Origin of the sequence: Nocardia aurea (assembly GCF_003123685.1) — a bacterium.
GTDB lineage: Bacteria > Actinomycetota > Actinomycetes > Mycobacteriales > Mycobacteriaceae > Nocardia > Nocardia aurea.
Map to the genome: position 1 here is coordinate 90,643 of NZ_QCYJ01000154.1, position 18,854 is coordinate 109,496.

General features: G+C 67.5%; 18 protein-coding genes and 1 pseudogene. 10 read left to right on the plus strand and 9 right to left on the minus strand.

Annotated features, from left to right (window positions below; all coding sequences use genetic code 11):
• Positions 1 to 136: 136 nt before the first annotated feature.
• Entirely contained in the window at positions 137 to 742 is a 606-nt protein-coding gene (locus DAT37_RS38280; protein WP_109529832.1) for a TetR/AcrR family transcriptional regulator, read from the plus strand.
• 46 nt (positions 743 to 788) lie between these two features.
• On the opposite strand, the gene DAT37_RS38285 is transcribed toward DAT37_RS38280, so the two are convergent.
• Entirely contained in the window at positions 789 to 1,367 is a 579-nt protein-coding gene (locus DAT37_RS38285) for a TetR/AcrR family transcriptional regulator (RefSeq protein ID WP_109529833.1), read from the minus strand.
• Positions 1,368 to 1,488: 121 nt separating this feature from the next.
• Here DAT37_RS38285 and DAT37_RS38290 point away from each other — a divergent pair, with 121 nt between their 5' ends.
• Complete coding sequence (locus tag DAT37_RS38290) at positions 1,489 to 2,151, plus strand: class I SAM-dependent methyltransferase (RefSeq protein ID WP_109529834.1); 663 nt, start codon at positions 1,489 to 1,491, stop codon at positions 2,149 to 2,151.
• Positions 2,152 to 2,169: 18 nt separating this feature from the next.
• On the opposite strand, the gene DAT37_RS38295 is transcribed toward DAT37_RS38290, so the two are convergent.
• The 7 genes and pseudogenes from DAT37_RS38295 to DAT37_RS38320 all read right to left on the minus strand — a co-directional run bounded on the left by DAT37_RS38295 (position 2,170) and on the right by DAT37_RS38320 (position 8,824).
• Positions 2,170 to 3,240 (minus strand): glucosidase family protein, encoded by a 1,071-nt coding sequence (locus DAT37_RS38295; protein ID WP_109529835.1) that lies wholly within the window; start codon positions 3,238 to 3,240, stop codon positions 2,170 to 2,172.
• Positions 3,227 to 3,958, minus strand: coding sequence for a class I SAM-dependent methyltransferase (locus DAT37_RS38300; RefSeq protein ID WP_109529836.1), 732 nt, complete (start codon positions 3,956 to 3,958; stop codon positions 3,227 to 3,229). The genes DAT37_RS38295 and DAT37_RS38300 overlap by 14 nt, the downstream gene beginning before the upstream one ends.
• Positions 3,952 to 5,220: a glycosyltransferase family 4 protein gene (locus tag DAT37_RS38305; RefSeq protein WP_109529837.1), complete on the minus strand. Its 1,269-nt coding sequence runs from the start codon at positions 5,218 to 5,220 to the stop codon at positions 3,952 to 3,954. The genes DAT37_RS38300 and DAT37_RS38305 overlap by 7 nt, the downstream gene beginning before the upstream one ends.
• Positions 5,220 to 6,092 carry an LLM class F420-dependent oxidoreductase gene (locus DAT37_RS38310; RefSeq protein WP_232840265.1) on the minus strand — a complete coding sequence of 291 codons (873 nt, stop codon included), beginning with the start codon at positions 6,090 to 6,092 and terminating at the stop codon, positions 5,220 to 5,222. The genes DAT37_RS38305 and DAT37_RS38310 overlap by 1 nt, the downstream gene beginning before the upstream one ends.
• A gap of 81 nt (positions 6,093 to 6,173) precedes the next feature.
• Positions 6,174 to 6,488 (minus strand): annotated as a pseudogene (locus DAT37_RS45880) (carboxymuconolactone decarboxylase family protein); the annotation flags it as partial.
• Positions 6,485 to 7,234, minus strand: coding sequence for an SDR family oxidoreductase (locus tag DAT37_RS38315; protein ID WP_109529839.1), 750 nt, complete (start codon positions 7,232 to 7,234; stop codon positions 6,485 to 6,487). The pseudogene DAT37_RS45880 and the gene DAT37_RS38315, both read right to left, overlap by 4 nt.
• A gap of 123 nt (positions 7,235 to 7,357) precedes the next feature.
• The gene (locus DAT37_RS38320; protein WP_109529840.1) at positions 7,358 to 8,824 is read right to left on the minus strand and encodes an aldehyde dehydrogenase; all 1,467 of its coding nucleotides are present in this window, start codon (positions 8,822 to 8,824) and stop codon (positions 7,358 to 7,360) included.
• Between the two features lie 387 nt (positions 8,825 to 9,211).
• On the opposite strand from DAT37_RS38320, the gene DAT37_RS38330 reads away from it, so the two are divergent.
• From DAT37_RS38330 to DAT37_RS38360, 7 genes are read left to right on the plus strand one after another with little or no spacing between them, the layout of a single operon-like run.
• A complete protein-coding gene (locus tag DAT37_RS38330) occupies positions 9,212 to 10,033 on the plus strand; it encodes an SDR family oxidoreductase (RefSeq protein WP_109529842.1) in 822 nt (273 codons plus the stop codon).
• Positions 10,030 to 10,254, plus strand: coding sequence for a ferredoxin (locus DAT37_RS38335; RefSeq protein WP_109529843.1), 225 nt, complete (start codon positions 10,030 to 10,032; stop codon positions 10,252 to 10,254). The genes DAT37_RS38330 and DAT37_RS38335 overlap by 4 nt, the downstream gene beginning before the upstream one ends.
• The gene (locus tag DAT37_RS38340; RefSeq protein WP_109529844.1) at positions 10,254 to 10,805 is read left to right on the plus strand and encodes a Cif family virulence factor; all 552 of its coding nucleotides are present in this window, start codon (positions 10,254 to 10,256) and stop codon (positions 10,803 to 10,805) included. Before DAT37_RS38335 ends, DAT37_RS38340 begins: the two co-directional genes overlap by 1 nt.
• Complete coding sequence (locus DAT37_RS38345) at positions 10,799 to 12,055, plus strand: hypothetical protein (RefSeq protein ID WP_109529845.1); 1,257 nt, start codon at positions 10,799 to 10,801, stop codon at positions 12,053 to 12,055. Before DAT37_RS38340 ends, DAT37_RS38345 begins: the two co-directional genes overlap by 7 nt.
• Positions 12,056 to 12,071: 16 nt before the next feature.
• Positions 12,072 to 13,688 carry an acyl-CoA synthetase gene (locus tag DAT37_RS38350; RefSeq protein ID WP_109529846.1) on the plus strand — a complete coding sequence of 539 codons (1,617 nt, stop codon included), beginning with the start codon at positions 12,072 to 12,074 and terminating at the stop codon, positions 13,686 to 13,688.
• Positions 13,688 to 14,788 (plus strand): NAD(P)H-dependent amine dehydrogenase family protein, encoded by a 1,101-nt coding sequence (locus DAT37_RS38355; protein ID WP_109529847.1) that lies wholly within the window; start codon positions 13,688 to 13,690, stop codon positions 14,786 to 14,788. The genes DAT37_RS38350 and DAT37_RS38355 overlap by 1 nt, the downstream gene beginning before the upstream one ends.
• Complete coding sequence (locus tag DAT37_RS38360) at positions 14,785 to 15,870, plus strand: S-(hydroxymethyl)mycothiol dehydrogenase (RefSeq protein WP_109529848.1); 1,086 nt, start codon at positions 14,785 to 14,787, stop codon at positions 15,868 to 15,870. The genes DAT37_RS38355 and DAT37_RS38360 overlap by 4 nt, the downstream gene beginning before the upstream one ends.
• An 85-nt stretch (positions 15,871 to 15,955) precedes the next feature.
• Here the strand turns inward: DAT37_RS38360 and DAT37_RS38365 are convergent, their stop codons facing one another.
• Positions 15,956 to 17,320 (minus strand): cytochrome P450, encoded by a 1,365-nt coding sequence (locus tag DAT37_RS38365; RefSeq protein ID WP_109529849.1) that lies wholly within the window; start codon positions 17,318 to 17,320, stop codon positions 15,956 to 15,958.
• Between the two features lie 308 nt (positions 17,321 to 17,628).
• Between DAT37_RS38365 and DAT37_RS38370 the strand changes: the two genes are divergently transcribed.
• Complete coding sequence (locus DAT37_RS38370; protein WP_109529947.1) at positions 17,629 to 18,756, plus strand: MCE family protein; 1,128 nt, start codon at positions 17,629 to 17,631, stop codon at positions 18,754 to 18,756.
• The last annotated feature ends 98 nt before the right edge of the window (positions 18,757 to 18,854 follow it).

Sequence of the window (18,854 nt, forward strand, 5' to 3'; positions counted from 1 at the left end):
TTCCGAGCCGAGTAGTAGACAGAATTTTCAGAGTGTCTACTAGTAGTCACATTCTCAGATCTGTCCACACCTTGCTAGGGTTTTCGGGAAACTCGATGTCGTTCCTTCGGGGACGCCGAACCGGAGAGCGAGGCGCGTGACCGAAGCACCGACGGCGACGGTGGTGGATCGGCTGCTCGACGCCGCGCAGAAGTTGTTGGCGACCAAGGGGATCCGAGCGACGACGGTCAGCGAGGTCGCCGAGGCCGCCGGGGTCTCGCGCGCCTGGCTCTACCGGCATTTTCCCGACAAGACGGCCCTGATCGGCGCGGCGATCGTCCGGCTGACCGATGCCTTCTGGACCGACGCCCGCGCCGAACTGGATACGTTCGACACCTTCGGTGAGCAGGTCACCGCCGGTGTGCGCATCGGCCGCGGCGCCTACGACGACCCCGGCGCCCTGCTCATGCGATTGCGCCTGGACGAGCCGGGGGAATTCGCGGTCTGCGCCGGTGCGGGTGTCTCCGGGTTCGTCCCCGATCTGGCCTCGTTCTGGCGTCCCTACGTCGAGGCCGCGGCGGCGCGCGGCGAGATCCATGCCGGACACGACCTCGCGGAGGTGTCGGAATGGGTCGCGCGGCTGCTGATCAGTCTCGGCACGACCCCGAGCACCGCCATCGATCCCGACGACGCCGGGTCGGTGCGGCGGCATGTGCGACGCTACATACTTCCGGCGCTGGCCGCCGACCCCGCCGCGACCTGAAAGGGTTCGATCGCGTCGGAGGAATGTCGCGAGGAATCCGCGGGATTCATTTCAGCAGGAGCAACGCGGACCGCTCCAGGCGGTCCGCGATATCCGAATACGATTCGTAACCCATGCCTGCCCTGACCAGCGCGCCCGCATACAGTAATTCCAGCGATTCGACGACTTCCGGATCAGGATCCTCGCCGAGTGCGCGGGAAATGCGCTTGCGAATTTCCGCCCCTATGCGCACGCGCAGATGTTCGACATCGGGATCGCGACCGAGCAGCGCGCTGTTCACCGCGCCGGACAATTCCTGTTCGTCGGCGACGAGCAGGGCGATGCTGCGCAGTTCCGCCACCACCCGCACCGTCGGGTCGGCATCGTCGGAAGCGGGCGAATCCGTGGTGCGCAGACGGCGCCAGAATATCTCCGCGACGAGATGTTCCTTCGACGAGAAGTAGGTGTACGCGGTGGCCGTGCCCACCCCGGCGGCGGTGGCGACCATGCGAATGGTCATACCGGCGAAACCCTCGCGTGACAGGACCTCCACCGCGGCTCTTGTGAGTTTTTCGACGGTGTCGGCCTGCTTTCCCGTCAAGCGCCTACGGGTGGCTTCGACAGTCTTGGAATCGCCTCTGGACATGTGTCTGGATGATACTGTTATGCCTGGTCGGGAGCAATACGCTCCGCTCGTATTTTCCCTGATGACGCGGTTCGACATTTCGCGAATGCCGTGCTCAGGGACCTAGGGATAGGTCGATGACATGGTGTCGAGTTCTGTTCGATCGTCGGATATTTCACAGTGGGCCGATCTGGCGGCGGATGTTCCCGGTTTCATGCCTTTCGAGGAGGGCAAAGCGCTCTACGAGGCGGCGCTGCGATATTCGGCCGACGGGACGATCGTGGAAATCGGCACATATTGCGGTAAATCCGCCATATGGCTCGGCGCCGCCGCGCGCGCACGAAATGCGCAGGTGTTCACGATCGACCACCATCGCGGTTCCGAGGAACACCAGCCGGGCTGGGAATACCACGACACTTCGCTGGTCGACGAGGTGACCGGACGCTTCGACACCGTCACCGAATTCCGCAGGACCATGGTCCGCGCCGGACTCGACGACACCGTGATCGCGATCGTCGGCGAATCCGTGCGCGTCGCCCCGATCTGGCGGGCGCCGATCTCGCTGCTGTTCATCGACGGCGGACACACCGAGATCGCCGCGCAACGCGACTACGAGGGCTGGGCGAAATGGGTCGCCCTCGGCAGCGCCCTGGCCATCCACGATGTCTTTCCCGACCCGAACGACGGTGGCCAGGCCCCGTACGGCATCTACCGGCGCGCGCTGGACGGCGGCGAATTCCGCGAAACGTCCTGCACGGGTTCGCTGCGCGTCCTCGAACGGATCGCGGCGCCCGCGCCGGCCTGAAGCAGCGGGGCGCCGGATTCAGGCGATGACGTATCCGGCGCCCGTCGACGCGACCCCGGCGACCGCGTCCCGGAAGACGGCGTCGCGGAATATCCCGCTCCCCGGCGTAGCGCGCGACAGCGCGTCGGCGGCGAGTACGACCGCGGCGCCGGTCCAGGTCGTGCGCTCCTCGGGCCAGCGTTTACCATCGGCGAAGACGAGGCCGGTCCAGTAGGAACCGTCGGCCTCGCGCAGATGCTGCATGGCGGCGAACAGATCCAGCGCGCGTGCGCGCTCGTCGAGACAGTCCAGCGCCATGACCAGTTCGCAGGTTTCCGCCCCGGTCACCCACGGCCGATCCGAGACGCAACGGATGCCGATATTGCCGACAACGAAATCCCGCCACCGCGCCGCGATCCTGGCCCGACCGGCGTCACCGGTGATCGCGCCGCCGAGGATCGGGTAGTACCAGTCCATCGAGTAGCGATCCTTGACCGCGAAGACCTCCGGGCGCTGCCGGATCGCCGAACCCAGTCGCGCGCGGGCCGATTCCCAGTCGGGGCGTTCGATCCCGAGCGCCCCGGCCAGCGCCGACGCGCAGCCGATGCTGTGGTGCATGCTCGAACATCCGGTCAGCAGCGCCTCGTCGAAGATCCCGTTGTCGTCACGCGCCCAATAGATCTGGCCGTGTTCACCCTGGAGTTCCAGGACGAAATCGATGGCGGCGCGCACCGTCGGCCACATCTCGCGCGCGAAGTCGGTATCGCCCGTGCACAGCAGGTGATGCCAGACACCGGTCGCGATATAGGCGCAGAAATTGCTTTCGGTACCGGCGTCCTCGACGACGCCGAGCCGGAACTGCCTCGGCCAGGAACCATCGGGCCGTTGGGTCGCGGCCGACCACCGGTAGGCGGCTTTCGCCTCGTCGAGCAGTCCGGTCGCGGTGAGCGCCATCGCCGATTCGATGTGATCCCACGGATCGGTATGCCCGCCGCCGAACCACGGGATGGCGCCGGAGGGTTCCTGTTCGGCGGCGATGGATTCACCGGTCCGCAGACTCTGCCGCCTGCTCAGTACCCCGGGGACGAACGGCGGTTCACGCCGCGACACGGTCGACCACCGGTTTGCTGAAATACAGCGCGACACTCTTGCCGACCAGCGGGTCGAGCAATTTCTCCGCCAGCCGCGTGGTGCGCGGCCCGCTCATCATGTCCCAGACCAGCAGCCGGTGATAGGCGCGGACCAGGACGTGGTCGTCCTTGCGAACTCCCACAGCGCATTTGAGCCACCAGTACGGCGCGTGCAGCGCGTGCGCGTGATGGCGATGGGCGAAACGCACACCGCGCCCGCCGATCTTGGCGCGCAGCTCGTCGGCGCGGTAGATGCGGACGTGGCCGCCCTCGTTGCTGTGGTATTCGGTCGACAGCGCCCAGCACACCCGTTCGGGCAGCCAGCGCGGCACCGTCACCACCAGCGTGCCGCCGGGGCGAAGCACGCGGATGAGTTCGGCGATGGCCGTGTCGTCCTCGGGAATGTGTTCGAGGATCTCCGAGGCGATGACGCAGTCGAATTCCCCGTCGGCGAACGGCAGGGCCAGCGCGTCGCCGCACACCGTCCGCGCCGCAGCTCCCGCCGGGACCTGCTCGGCCTCCGCCATGGCCCGCAGCATCAGATCCACCCCGGACAGTTCCTCGGCGTCCTGGTCGAAGGCGACGATATCCGCTCCGCGGCGGTAGGCTTCGAAGGAGTGACGGCCCGCGCCGCAGCCGACGTCGATGACACGGGTTCCGGGGCCGATGCCCAGACGATCGAAATCGACGGTCAGCACGACTGTCCTCCTGCGGTGTCGTCGTCGGAGCGGGCCGAACGACGGTCGACGGCTCGCTGGTACACCTGCGCGGTCTGGGCGGCCACCGATTCCCAGCTGAAGACCGACACCGCGCGCTCGCGGCAGGCGATCCCCATGCGGGCCCGCTGCTGCGGGGTGTCCAGCAGCGTGCCGAGCGCGCGGGCCAGTTCGAGATGGTCGCCCGGCTCGATGAGTTCGGCGCACACCCCCGGTTCGCCGACGACCTCGGGCAGCGCGCCGGTCCGGCTGACGACCAGCGGTGTCCCGCTTGCCATCGCCTCGACCGCGGGCAGTGAGAACCCCTCGTACAGCGAAGGGATACAGGCGATTTCGGCGGACCGGAGCAGTTCGGCCAGTTCGAGATCGGTAAGCCCGCTGCGGACGGTGACGATATCGGACAGACCGAGTTCGGCGATCGCCTTCTCGGTGGCCCCGTTCGGTTCCAGTTTGGCGACCAGTTGCAGTTCCACCGTGTGGGTCACCCGCAGCCGTACCAGCGCCTGGAGGAGATGGTTGATCCCCTTGAGCGGTTTGTCGGCGCTGGCCACCGCGACGATCCGGCCGGGATGGCGCGGCCCGGCGCCCGGGGTGAACAGTTCGGTGTCGACACCGAGCGGCACCACCTGCAACTGCTCGGGCGCGATATCGAAATCGGCGACGATATCGGCCGCCGACGACGACGAGACGGTCAGCAGATCCGGAATCCGGGCCGCCACCCGCCGCTGCATCCCCAGGAAGCCGTACCAGCGGCGCACGAGTGGTTTCTTGCGCCAGATCGCGGCGGCCAGATCGACCTCGCGATCCTTGGTGATCGGGTGATGGATCGTCGCGACCAGGGGCAGCAACTGTTGGATGTCGAGCAGTCCCGAGCCGAGGCACTGGTTGTCGTGGACGACGTCGAACTCCCCGGCGCGGGCGCGCAGCAGTCTGGCGGCCCGCAGGCTGAACGTGCGCGGTTCGGGGAAGCCCGCCGTCCACATGGTCGCCAGTTCCAGCAGATCGATCCGATCGTGGATCTCGCTCGGGCGCGGTGTGCGGAACGGGTCGGGATCGCGATACAGATCCAGGCTCGGTACCCGGGTCAGCCGCACCCGGTCGTCGAGATCCTCGGGATAGGGCGGACCCGAGAAGACCTCGACCTCGTGACCGAGTTCGACCAGCCCGGTGCTCAGCCTGCGGATGTAGACACCCTGGCCGCCGCAGTGGGCTTTGCTGCGGTAGGACAACAAAGCAATGCGCACTAGGGGGTTCCTCCGTCGGCGGGCAACTCGATATCGGGCAGTTTGCCCGACAGCCGATCCAGATACGCGCGCACGTCGGAATCGGATTTGTCCGGCAAGCCATACAGTACGTCGGTGACCCCGGCCTCCGCCCACTCCGACAGGCGCGCTTTATCCGGTTTGAGGTCCAGCGCGACCACGCGCGGACGCCCCGTCCGACCGGCCTCATGCCAGATACGCTGCAACGATTCGAGTCGACCGGTGACATCGGTTTCGCCCGGCGTGGTGATCCAGCCGTCCGCCGATTCGGCGATCCACCGGAAGGTGCGCTCGGTTCCGGCCGCGCCGATGAGGACCGGCACCGACCGTTTCGGTGGCTTCGGCCACGCCCAGCTGGGGCCGAACCGGACGTACTCCCCGGAATAGCCGGCCTCGTCCTCGCTCCACAGCGCGCGCATGGCCTCGAGGTATTCGCGCAGCACCGTGCGACGCTTACCCGGCGGAACACCGTGGTCGGTGAGTTCGTCGGTATTCCACCCGAATCCCGCGCCGAGGACGACGCGACCACCGGACAGGTGATCGAGCGAGGCGATGGTCTTGGCCAGGGTGATCGGATCGTGTTCGACCGGCAGCGCCACCGCCGTCGCGAGTTCGATGCGATCGGTCACCGCCGCCGCCGTCGACAGCGCGACCCACGGGTCGAGGGTGCGCATGTACCTGTCGTCGGGCAGGCTCGCGTCGCCGGTCTGCGGGTGAGCGGCGTCGCGGCGCACCGGGATATGGGTGTGCTCGGGGACGTAGAAGGAATGGAAACCGGTCTGCTCGGCCGCACGGGCGGCCGCGGCCGGGGTGATGCCGCGGTCGCTGGTGAACAGCACGATGCCGTAGCGCAGCCGATCGCCGGTGCGCACCTTCTTCTTCTCCTTGCCGACGACCGAGCCGACGACACCGTCGAGCGCGGTGCCCTGCGGCCAGCCGACGTAGTGGCACAGGAACAGGGCGGCCTCGCGCAATTGCGTCTCGTCGAGTTCGCCGTTGCGGTAGGCCGCGCCCACCTGGATATCGGCGACATCGAACAGTCCCTGCGCGGCGAGCGCGCCGAGCAGCAGCAGGCGACGGTCACGCACCGACAGCGCGGGACGCGACCAGATGTCGGCGAAGAGATGATCGGCGGTGACCGCGAAATGCTCGCCGGGCCCGTCCCGGAATTCCCAGCCGTAGACCTGGGACATCTTGGCGAGTCCGCGCTTGCGGACCTCGGAGATCTCTGGGGGCGTGTTATCGGTCATGAGCGGAAGATCTGTCCGCCGTCGATATTGAAGATCTGGCCGGTGACCCAGCCCGCGTCGTCGGACAGCAGGAACAGGCAGGCGCCGATCAGGTCGTCCGGTGTGCCCATGCGTTTGAGCGGCAGGCGTTTGACCATGTCCTCGACGATGGATCCCGGGGTGACGTTCTTGGTGGCGTCGGTGTCGATGGGGCCCGGCGCGATGGCGTTGACCCGGATGTTGTTGCCGCCGAGTTCGGTGGCCAGCTGCTGGGTGAGCCCGTTGACGCCCACCTTGGCCAGTCCGTAGAAGCCCGAGTACAGCCAGGCGGCGGTGGAGGACTGGTTCACGATCGACCCGCCCTTCTTGCGCATATGCGGCCAGACCGCGCGGGTCACGTTCAGCGCGCCGTCCATGTTCACGCTCATGAACTTCTTGTAGTAGTCCCACGGCACGGTGAGCAGGAGATCGAGTTTCATCTCCCCGTAGATGGCCGCGTTGTTGACCAGAAGGTCGATGCCGCCGAATTCGGCGACGGTGAATTCGGCGAGCGCGACCGCGGATTCGGGATCGGAGACATCGACCCGGGCGAAGACCGCGGTGCCGCCCGAGGCGACGATCTTCTCCGCGGTGGCCGTGCCGACTTCGGCGTTGAGATCCGCGACGACGACCTTGGCGCCCTCGGCGGCCAGCGCAGCGGCGTAGGCGGCCCCGATGCCCTGGGCCGCGCCGGTGACTATGACGGATTTTCCGGTGAAACGAGACATGTACCAGCTCCTGCTGATCGGTGATGCGAACGAATGGGTCGTACCGGGACGAACCCCGGCGATGCGCCGACTACCCGGCTGTGGCGATGGCCGGGGATCATCCGGCGGTAGCGATCGGCCCGATCATCCGGCGGTGGCGATGAGTTTGGTTTCGAGGTACTCCTCGAAACCGGCGACGCCCATCTCACGCCCGTTGCCGGACTGTTTGTAGCCGCCGAACGGCGCGTCGGCCGAATACCAGATGCCGCCGTTGACGCCGAGGGTTCCGGTGCGGATGCGGCTGGTCACGTGGTCGATCCGCGCGGGATCGGTACCCCACACCGAACCGGACAGCCCGTAGGGGGAGTCGTTGGCGATGCGGATGGCGTCGTCGTCGCCATCGTGCGGGATGACGACCAGCACGGGCCCGAAGATCTCCTCGCGCGCGGCGGTGGCGCCGTTGTCGAGATCGGCGATGAGGGTGGGCTCGATGAAGAAGCCGCGGTCGAGTCCGGCGGGGCGCCCGCCGCCGACCACGATGCGTCCGCCTTCGGCGCGGGCCAGCGACAGGTAGTGCTCCACGCGGGCGCGCTGGGCCGAGGAGATGAGGGGTCCGCAGATGGTGCCCGGTTTGGTGGGGTCGCCCGGCCGGATGCCGCCCATGGTCGCGGCCGCGGCCTCGATGGCCTGTTCGTAGGCGGCCCTGGGGACCAGTAGGCGGGTGGTGAGCGCGCATCCCTGTCCGGCGTGCACGCAGACCGAGAAGGCGGCGAATCCCGCGGCGGCCGCGATATCGGCGTCGTCGAGAATGACGAACGCGGATTTGCCGCCCAGTTCGAGGAAGGTCTTCTTGAGCGTGGCGGCGGCGTTGGTCATGACCGCGCGGCCGGTGGCGGTCGAGCCGGTGAAGCTGATCATGTCGACCCGGGGGTCGCTGGTCAGCGCGCTGCCGATCTCGTGGGCCGAGGAGGTGATGATGTTGACCACGCCGGGCGGGATATCGGTGTGCTCGGCGATGATCGCGCCGACCGAGGTCGCGCACCACGGGGTGTCGGGTGCGGGTTTCAGGACGACGGTATTGCCCGCGGCCAGGGCGGGGCCGAGTTTGGCGAAGTTGATCTGGTGCGGGAAATTCCACGGCGTGATCGCGCCGACGACGCCGATGGCCTCGCGTCGCAGCACCCGCGAACTCTTGATGCCCATCGGCGACGCGGTGCCGAGATCGGTTTCCCACGCGTAGCTCTCGGCGAGTCCGGCGGCGTATTCCAGATCGTCGACCGGACCTTCGAGCTGGGGGCCGCGCGTCAGCATGAGCGGCGCGCCGACCTCGGCGATGGTGATCTCGCGCAAGGCCTCGGCATCGGCCTGCAACGCGGTCCGCAGTTGGCGCAGGCAGTGGGCGCGGAAGGCGTGGTCACGCGACCAGTCGGTGTCGTCGAACGCGGTGCGGGCGGCGCCGATGGCCGCGTCGAGGTCGGCGCTGTCGGCGTCGGGGGCCTGGCCGAGGACTTCCTCGGTGGCCGGATTCACTGTCTCGAAGGTGCCGCCGCCCCCTGGCCGCAGCTCACCTCCGATGAGGAGCTGTGAACTATCGGCGGTCAGAAGGCTCATGAACTACTCCCACAGTGTCTGGACAGGTGTACGGAATATAGTCCGGACGCTTAGAGGTATGCAAGAACATGTTCTTGTTACGCAGCGTATCGGCATGGGCGGCGCGGTGAATTCCCGTCCGGGAGGACCGTGCCTGTTCCATGATGGTTTCGGACGGGTTGTGGAAATTCGCCACTGATCCCCGTTGTCCTGGATCATGGTCGGTGGTACCGTCCAGACACATGTCCAGCTACGTGTCTCTAGGGCGTTTCTCCGCGACGTCCACGGTAGGGAACGTGTTATCCGAATCGGGGTGCGCGCGATGACAGCCGACTCCTCGGAGCCGTCGAGTTTCGACCCGCACGACCACCTCTGTCACGAGGATCGCTACACCATGGAGGCCGGGTAATGCCACGTTTCGAACCCCATCCCACGCGCAGACCGGTCCTCGTCGCGGGAGCGTCCTCCGGCATCGGCGCCGCGACCGCCGTCGCGCTGGCCGCGCTCGGCCATCCCGTCGCACTCGGCGCGCGCCGAGTGGAAGTCTGCGAACAGATCGCCGAGGGGATCAGGGCCGACGGCGGCCAGGCGTTCGCGCACCGGCTCGACGTCACCAGCGGCGAATCCGTCGACGCGTTCGTCACCGCCGCCGAAGCGGCGAACGGACCCACCGAGATCTTGGTCTCCGGCGCGGGCGATATCGAATTCTCGTTGATCGAGGCGATGGATCCCGACCGATTCCTGGACCAGGTGCAGGTGCACCTGGTCGGCGCGCACCGGATGACGCACCGCGTGCTGCCGGGCATGCTCGAGCGCAGGCGCGGTGACGTCGTGCTGATCAGTTCGGACTGTGCCCCGACACCGCGTCCGCGCACCGGCGCCTACAGTGCGTCCAAGGCGGCCGTCGAGTCCATGGGCCTGCAATTGCGGATGGAGTTGGAGGGCACCGGAATACGCGCCTCACTGGTGCGTCCGGGCCCCACCCAGACCGGCATGGGCATGCAGGCCGACGCCGGAGTCGTCGGCCCCCTGCTCGAGGACTGGGTGCACTGGGGTTTCGCGCGCCATCCCTATCTGCTGCGGGCCGCGGATATGGCGGCCGCTGTCGTCGCCGTGGTCGGCGCACCGCGCGGCGTGCACATGGCCCTGGTCGAGGTCCAGCCGGAAGCTCCGCTGCGCGAACGTGTCACACCGACCGCGCCCGCCGAAGCGGTGGGGACGCCGTCGTGAAGATCTCCGTGGACATCGATCTGTGCCAGGGGCACGCGGTCTGCCAAGCCGAAGCCCCGACCGTCTTCGCCGTACCCAAGCGCGGCCACGTCGAAATCCTCGACGCCACACCGGGTTCCGAGCTGAGCGTCGATGTCGGGAACGCCGTCCGCTACTGCCCCACCCAAGCTCTCGCACTCGCCGACGACGGCGACGTCTCCACCCCGAAAGGTACCGACTGATGCCCGATTTCGACCGCGCGGAACTCGACGAGATGATCCAGCGCTGGATCACCGAGAATCAGCGCTGCGAGGAGAAAGGTGACTGGAAGCCGCTGGCGCAGATGTACACCGTCGACGCCACCTACGGCTGGAACTACGGTCCCACCCAGGAATTCATGGCCGTCGGCCGCGACGAGATCCGCGATATCGCCCTCGGTCAGGAAATGGACGGACTGGAGGGCTGGACCTACCCGTACCAGGATTTCGTCGTCGACGAGCGCAGCGGCAACGTGATCGGCCTGTGGAAGCAGGTCGCCGACGCGAAGCGGCCCGACGGGCGCAATTACACCGTCGACGGGATCGGCGGCAGCTGGTTCCGCTACGGCGGCGATTTCCAGTGGTCGTGGCAGCGCGACTTCTTCGACTTCGGCAACGTCTCCGCCCTGTTCATGGAGATGATCACGGCGAACGCGCTGTCACCGGGGATGCACAAGCGCATCGAGCGCTCGGTGTCGACCAAGCGGCTGCCGGGCTGGTACCGCATCGGTGAAGCGCCGGTCGCGCTGTGGTGAACAACGTACCGACCAGCAGATACCAGGGCCTGTCCCGGGCCGACCTGGCGATTCTCGTGCCCGAACTGCTGCTGTGCGGACATCTCATCGACCGCTCCGGCATGGCGCATTCGATCGGCGCGTTCGGTCGCGAGGGGATGGCCCGGATCGCGATCGAGGAATGGCAGACGGCCAGCCCCGTCTACACCCGCCGCATGCAGCGGGCGCTGAAATTCACCGGCGACAGTGTGGAAACCATCTTCAAGGGGCTCCAGCTCGATATCGGCGCCCCGCCGCAGTTCATGGATTTCCGCTACCGCGTCGACGACCACGATCACGGCGAATTCTGGCTCGATCACTGCGGCGCGCTCGCCGATGTGGAACCGATGGGCGAGGAGTTCGTCGTCTCGATGTGTCACGACATCGAGGACCCGACCTTCGACGCCACCGCGCTCGCCACCAACCCGCACGCGCAGGTCCGCCCGATCCACCGGCCGCCGCGTCGGCCCGCCGATCGGCGTCCGGTCTGCGCGTGGACCGTCATCATCTCCGATTCGCATGTGCCGCCGCCGATTCCGCCCAACTCGGAACTGGTCGCCGGGTCGGTCGCGGCCGGGGTGGAGTTGCCTGCCATCGACCCCGCGTCGGAGGGCATGTCCGATTACTCGGGCCCGCTGCTGAGCGATCTGCGTTTCCCGGATTTCTCGCAGTCCGCCCTGGTGCGCATGGCCGAAGAGGTCTGCTTGCAGCAGCACCTGCTCACGCTCGGGTTCATGATCGCCGTCCGCTCGCGTGCCGACGCGGATGCCGCCGCCGAGATCGGCCGCAAGCAGTTCACCGGCATCGCGGGACTGGCCTCCGAACGCATCCGCAACAGCCTGCGTCTCGGTGACGACATCGCGGCGCTGGTCCAGGTGCTGCGCCTGCATCCGGCGTTGAATCCGCTGTCCTACACGGGAATCGAGATCACCGATACGCCGGGTGCGGTGCAACTGCATGTGCCGAACGACACCGGCGCCCAGCGTGACGGCACCTGGCCCGCCATGCTCACCCCGGACCACCCCGGGCCGCTGGAGGCGATGGTGCGCGGCGTGAACCCGCGATTCACGCCGCGGGTCCTCTCGGCGTCACCGGACGGTTTCACCGTCGAGATCACCCTCGGCGACGAAACCTTCCGCGAGGCGTCGGAGGTGGCGATCACCCGGTTCAGCACCGGGGCCGATTTCGCCTTCACCGATCGTGGTATCCCGCTGCCCCTGACGGTCGTGTGACCGGAGATGAAGTGATATGGCCGAGAATTTCGCCGATCTGTTCGAACACGCCGTCGACGCGATGCCCGAGCGGATCGCGCTGATCCACGAGGATCAGCGGATCACCTTCGCGGATCTGGACGCCAGGGCCAACCGGCTGGCACACCACCTGGCGAGCACGGGAGTCGGCAACGGCACCCACGTCGGATTCCAGATGCACAACAGCGTCGAGACCATCGAAACCCTGATCGCCTGCTTCAAACTCGCGGCGGTCCCGATCAACGTCAACTACCGCTACGGCGCGGCGGAATTGTCGTACCTGTACGAGAACTCCGATATCGCGGTGCTCGTCCATCACGCCCGCTACCGCGAGGCGGTCGGGCAGGCGCGGTCGGCGGCGCCACTGCTGCGCTACGTGATCCAGGTCGACGACGATTCCGGCGCGGACGTCCCCGGCGCGGAATCCGGTGTCGCGCATTACGAGACCGTCATCGCGACGGGGTCGCCCGCACGTCCGGTGATCGACCGCAGCGGCGACGACCTCTTCATGATGTACACCGGCGGCACCACCGGAATGCCCAAGGGCGTGATGTGGCGTCAGGAGGACATGTGGCGGGTCCTCGGCGGCGGTATCGATTTCTACTCCGGTGAACCCGTCGCCGACGAATACCAGCAGTCGCGCACCGGTGCGCAGGGTGACCCGAGTACCTGGTTCGTCCTGCCGCCGCTGATCCACGCCGCGGCCATGATGCCGACCTTCGCGGCGTTGTGGTCGGGCAACGCGGTGATCCTGTCGCCGCGGTTCGAGCCGGGAGCGGTCTGGAAGGCGGTGGCGACCCATCGGGCGCACGTTCTGGTGATCACCGGCGACGCGATGGCCCGTCCGTTGCTCGACAGCTACGCGGCGGAGCCGGTCGACGCCTCCTCGGTGCTCGCGATCGCCTCCGGCGCGGCGCTGCTGTCGCAGCCGGTGAAGAACGCGCTGCTCGAACAGTTCCCCTCCTCGGTGATCTCCGATTCCATCGGTTCGTCCGAAACCGGTTTCGGCGGAATCGGATTCGCCCAGAAGGACGACGATCCCGCGCGCGGGCCGCGCGTGCAGACCGGTCGCGGCGCCGTAGTGGTCGACGCCGACGGCGTACCCGTCGCGCCGGGTGCCGAGGGCTGGCTGGCCAAGAAGGGCGCGGTACCCATCGGCTACTACAAGGACCCGGTCAAGACCGACCGCCTGTTCAAGACCGTCGACGGCGCGCGCGTCGTGGTGACCGACGATCGGGCCCGCTCCGAACTCGACGGCTCGATCACCCTGCTCGGTCGCGGCAATATGGTGATCAACACCGGCGGCGAGAAGGTGTTCGTCGAAGAGGTGGAGGGCGTCGTGAAATCACACGACGCGATCTACGACGCGGTGGTCGTCGGCGTCGCGCACGACCGGTGGGGACAGCAGGTCGCCGCGGTGGTCTCGACGGTCGGGACCGAACCCGTCGAATTCGCGGCCGTGCTCGCGCACGTGCGACGCTATCTGGCCGGATACAAAGTGCCGAAACAGATCTGGGTCACCGAAACCATCGTGCGCTCACCGAGCGGCAAACCCGACTACGGATGGGCCAGGAACCACGTGGCCGCCCGCCCGCCCGATCACCGGGAGGACTGATGGCACGGGTGATCCAATGGGCGACCGGCGGCCTCGGGCAGGCCGCGATCGGCGCCGTCCTCGACCACCCCGACCTCGAACTGGTCGGTGCGTGGGTGCACAGCGCGCACAAGGACGGCCGCGATCTGGGTGAACTGATCGGCCGGTCACCGATCGGGGTCCGGGCCGGTACCGATATCGACGCGGTGCTCGCCCTCGACGCCGACTGCGTGCTGTACAGCCCGTTCATGGCCGATCCGGCGGTATTGCGCGCCATCCTGTCCTCCGGCAAGAACGTGGTCACCCCGCTCGGCTGGTTCTATCCGCGCCGCGGCGAACGCGAACGCTACGACGCGCTCTGTCGTGAAGCCGGAGTCACGCTGCACGGCACCGGAATTCATCCGGGCGGCATCACCGAGCGGCTGCCGTTGGTGATCTCGGCGCTGTCCGGCTCGGTGACGGCGGTGCGCGCCGAGGAGTTCTCCGATATCCGCACCTACGCCGCGCCCGAGGTGGTGCGGGACTGGATGCTGTTCGGCGCCACGCCCGACAAGGCCGCGGCGAGTCCGATGGTCCAGATGCTCGCGGGCGGCTACAGCCAATCGGTCTGGATGATCGCCGACGAACTCGGGTTCGATCTCGATCCGGATCTGACCGTCACGCACGACATCGCCGTCGCCACCGCACCGATCGACTCGCCGATCGGGGAGATAGCGCCCGGTCACGTCGCGGCCCAGCGCTATCGCTGGCAGGGCACCGTCGACGGAACTCCGGTGATCACCGCCGCGGTGAACTGGTTCATGGGGGAGGAACATCTCGATCCGCCCTGGCGTTTCGGCCCGGCGGGTCAGCGCTACGAGATCGAGATCGTCGGCGATCCCGGATCGACGACGACCTTCACCGGAATGCACGGGCACGTGTCCGATTCGACCGCGATCAACCCCGGCATCGTCGCCACCGCGATGCATTGCGTCAACGCGATTCCCTACGTCGTCGCGGCCGAACCCGGCTTGCGTACCTATCTCGATCTGCCGCCGGTGGCCGGGCGTGCCGCTGCCGGGTTGCACCGCTCCCGGCGCGACCCCGCCCGATCCGCCGTCGAGACGAAAGGCTCTACATGACCTACGAAGTGCGCGCAGTGGTAGCCCGAGGAAAGGGCGAACCCGTCTCCGTCGAAACGATTCTGGTACCGGATCCTGGGCCGGGTGAGGCTGTCGTCGACGTCGAGGCGTGCGGGGTCTGCCACACCGACCTGCACTACCGCGAGGGCGGGATAGGCACGGACTACCCGTATCTGCTCGGTCACGAGGCGGCCGGAATCGTGTCCGCGGTCGGTCCCGGCGTCACCGAGGTGGCCCCGGGCGATTACGTGATCCTCAACTGGCGCGCGGTCTGCGGGCAATGCCGGGCCTGCAAACGCGGTCGCCCGTGGTACTGCTTCGATACGGCCAACGCCACCGGCGTGATGACACTCGCCGACGGCACGCCGTTGAGTCCCGCGCTGGGCATCGGAGCGTTCGCCGAGAAGACACTGGTGGCCGCCGGGCAGTGCACCAAGGTCGACCCGGCGGCTCCGCCGCAGGTCGCGGGTCTGCTCGGCTGCGGTGTGATGGCCGGGCTGGGCGCGGCGCTCAATACCGGCAATGTCTCGCGTGGCGATTCGGTGGCCGTCATCGGCTGCGGCGGTGTCGGCGCGGCCGCGGTTCTCGGCGCGTCGCTCGCGGGTGCGGCGAAGATCATCGCCGTCGACCTCGACGAGCGAAAACTGGTGACCGCCAAGGGACTCGGCGCGACCGATACCGTGCACGCGGGCTCGGGTGACGTGGTGGCCGCCATCCAGGAACTGACCGACGGTTTCGGCGCCGATGTCGTGATCGACGCGGTGGGCAGGCCAGAAACCTACACCCAGTCCTTCTACGCGCGCGATCTCGCGGGCACGGTGGTTCTGGTCGGGGTGCCGACGCCGGAGATGTCGCTGGAACTGCCGCTGTTGCACCTGTTCGAGCGCGGCGGCGCGTTGAAATCGTCGTGGTACGGCGACTGCCTGCCGTCGCGGGATTTTCCGATGCTCATCGACCTGTACCTCCAGGGCCGACTGCCGCTGGACGCTTTCGTCACCGAGACCATCGGCCTCGCCGAGGTCGAGAACGCCTTCACCCGGATGCACCACGGTGACGTGCTGCGTTCGGTGGTGCTGTTCTGAGTCGTCGCCCGAGCGGGTCGCCCTCCGAGAACTCTCGGGGGCGACCCGCTGTCGGCGCTGACCGCGATGCGCGGTCGCCCACCGGTCAGTCTTCCTCGGCGCGCCGTCGGCGGCGGTAACGGACCGTGCACGGCTTCTGCAACTGCACCACCATCTTGCTGTGATCGTTGCGGTAGCTCTCCGAGGGCTGGGTCATCTCGAACTCCCAGTCCCGCAACAGAATCGAGAAGATCGCCTTGAGCTGCATGAGTGCGAAGGCCGCGCCGACGCACCGATGGCGGCCCGCGCCGAACGGAATCCAGGTCCACCGGTTGATCAGATCGGCCTGGTTCGGGTCGATGTAGCGCCCCGGATCGAAGCGGTCGGGGTCGGGGAAGTCCTCGGGCAGCCGGTTGGAGATCGCGGGGGTGGCCGCCACCATGTCACCGGGTGCGATCCGATGCCCGCAGACGTCGAATTCGCCTTGGGCGATGCGCATCAGGATGATCAGCGGCGGATGCAGGCGCAATGTCTCCTTCAGCACCGCCTCCAGCTGCGGGATCTGGCGCAGCGCGTTGAAGCTCACCTCGGAGCCGTCGGCGTAGAGCTCGTCGAGTTCGGTGACCACCGACGCCAGCACCTCGGGATGGCGCAGCAGTTCGATGATCGACCACGCCGCGGTGCCGGAGGTGGTGTGATGCCCGGCGAACATCATGGAGATGAAGATGCCGGTGATCTCACTGGCGCTGAAACGCGGATTGCCGTCCTCGTCGGGCACCGACACCAGCACGTCGAGCATGTCGCGGTCGGCCTTGGTCGCGGGCGGCGCGGCCTTGCGGGCGTCCATGATGCCCTGGACCAGCGCGACCAGTTCCACGCGCGCCTGGTCGCGACGGCGGAAACTCTCGATCGGCGCGTACGCGTCGACGTAGGCGAGTGCGTCGGTGCCGCGCTCCAGATCGTGGTAGAGGTGCGCGAACCGGTCGTCGAGTTCGTTGCGGAACTTGGTGCCGATCAGGCACGCCGAGGAGGTGTAGATGGTGAGTTCGGCGAAGAAGTCGAGCAGATCGATCTCGCCCTCGTCGTCCCAGCCCGCCAGCATCTGGTCGACCTCGCGGGCGATGGTCGCGGCGTGCCCGCGCATGTGTTCGGCGCGTAGTGCCTGGTTGTGCAGCATTTCCTTGCGACGCTCCGGTGGTGCGTCGAAGATGACGCCCTCACCGAAGATGGGTTTCATGAAGGGGTAGGCCGCGCCCTGGTCCATATCCTCGTCGCCGGCCCGGAAGAAGAATTCGTTGGCTTCCGCGCCGGACAGCATGATCACGTGGCGACCGGCGAGTTCGAAGGATCCGACGTCGCCGCATTCCTCGCGGACGCGACGCATCAGGGCGATGGGGTCGACCCGAAATTCCTCGAGGTGGCCGTGTTCGTGCTCGCCTCCGGACACCCGCTTAGGTTTCAGCAGAGTCATTGGATTCCTTCCCCAAGATTACTGTCCATACATATGATGGACACGTGTCTGGACAGTACTATGGCTGGCTGGGCGCGGGCAAGGGACCCGGTGGGAGATCCCGCTACGGATCGATGGTCCCCCAACGAACCGAAGGCGTGCGCGAAACAGTCCGTCGCGCGTCGTTCTCCAAGAGGTGAGTAGTGAATTCACGCCAGCACATCGCGTCCGACGCGCAGGTCGAGCGTCCGCGTCCGTCGACACCACCTCGGCAGGGGTGGGCGGGATGGCTGTGGTCGGCGCTACGGCTCAAACTCGCCGGAGCGGCGATGATCCTCACCATCGTCACCGTGGCGGTACTGGCGATGGTCTCCTTCGCGGGCGGTTTCACCTCGACGGTCGCGGTGACGGTCGAGGCGCCGCGCAGCGGCCTCGTACTCGACCCGGACGCGAAGGTGCGGATGCGCGGTGTCGAGATCGGCCGGGTCGCCTCGATCGACTATCGGGCCGATCGGGTCGCGCTGCGACTGGCGATCGATCCCGACGCGTTGCGCAGGGTCCCGGCCAACGCGCTGGTCGAGATTCGTTCCACCACCGTGTTCGGCGCGAAGTATGTCAATTTCGTCGCGCCGCCCGCGCCGTCGACGGCGTCGCTGCGACCGGGTGCGCTCGTGCGGGCCGAATCCGTGACGGTGGAGTGGAACACCCTGTTCGAGCGATTGTCGGCGGTCCTCGCCCAGGTGGAACCCGGTCGGCTCAACGCCACGCTCGCCGCACTCGGCACCGCGCTCGAAGGGCGGGGCGACACCCTCGGCGAACTGCTGACCAGAGCGGATTCGGTCCTGCGCGAGATCAACCCGAGCCTGCCCGCGTTGCGACGGGATCTGGCCGCGACCGCGCAGGTCGGCGATCTCTACGCCGACGCCGCGACCGATCTGCTGCGCACGGTCGACAACGCGACATATAGCAGCGCCACCGTGGCCGAGAATCAGCAGCGACTGGACGCGCTGTTGCTCGATCTGATCGGATTGGCCGACACCGGCGGGAGCGTCCTCGCGCAGAACGAGCGGGCCCTCGGCACGGCGCTGGATCTGCTGCGCCCGACCGCCGCCCTGCTGAACGCCTACTCGCCGGTGCTCACCTGTGTCATCGTCGGCATCGCGCAGGTCATGCCGGAAGCCGAGGGTTTCGTCGGCGGCCTGCAACCGGGTGCCGCGTTCAACACCAATTTCATGTTCCCCGCGCCGCCGTACAAGTACCCGAACGACCTGCCCAAGGTGAACGCGACCGGTGGTCCGCACTGCGACGGTGTCGTGGATCCGGTGCGCGGAAGTCATTCCGACTACCTGGTCACCGATACGAATCAGGGCGCCCCGTACGTGCCGCCGACGGTGAACAGTCCGAAGACCCCGCTGGTCTTCGAGATTCTCTTCGCCGGTGTCGATTCGGGTTTCTGACTCGGTGATCGGGCCGGGAGATCCTGTCCGATCGACAGTCGAGCGGGATCCGACAAATTGTTTTCGGGCCAGGGATACGGCTGACACGAACTCGTCGG

Bases quoted from the DNA above. Each gene is read 5' to 3' on its own strand.
- DAT37_RS38285 (WP_109529833.1), bottom strand. From the start codon at position 1,367: ATGTCCAGAGGCGATTCCAAGACTGTCGAAGCCACCCGTAGGCGCTTG.
- DAT37_RS38290 (WP_109529834.1), top strand. From the start codon at position 1,489: ATGGTGTCGAGTTCTGTTCGATCGTCGGATATTTCACAGTGGGCCGAT.
- DAT37_RS38315 (WP_109529839.1), bottom strand. From the start codon at position 7,234: ATGTCTCGTTTCACCGGAAAATCCGTCATAGTCACCGGCGCGGCCCAG.
- DAT37_RS38320 (WP_109529840.1), bottom strand. From the start codon at position 8,824: ATGAGCCTTCTGACCGCCGATAGTTCACAGCTCCTCATCGGAGGTGAG.
- DAT37_RS38330 (WP_109529842.1), top strand. From the start codon at position 9,212: ATGCCACGTTTCGAACCCCATCCCACGCGCAGACCGGTCCTCGTCGCG.
- DAT37_RS38340 (WP_109529844.1), top strand. From the start codon at position 10,254: ATGCCCGATTTCGACCGCGCGGAACTCGACGAGATGATCCAGCGCTGG.
- DAT37_RS38350 (WP_109529846.1), top strand. From the start codon at position 12,072: ATGGCCGAGAATTTCGCCGATCTGTTCGAACACGCCGTCGACGCGATG.
- DAT37_RS38355 (WP_109529847.1), top strand. From the start codon at position 13,688: ATGGCACGGGTGATCCAATGGGCGACCGGCGGCCTCGGGCAGGCCGCG.
- DAT37_RS38360 (WP_109529848.1), top strand. From the start codon at position 14,785: ATGACCTACGAAGTGCGCGCAGTGGTAGCCCGAGGAAAGGGCGAACCC.
- DAT37_RS38365 (WP_109529849.1), bottom strand. From the start codon at position 17,320: ATGACTCTGCTGAAACCTAAGCGGGTGTCCGGAGGCGAGCACGAACAC.
- DAT37_RS38370 (WP_109529947.1), top strand. From the start codon at position 17,629: ATGATCCTCACCATCGTCACCGTGGCGGTACTGGCGATGGTCTCCTTC.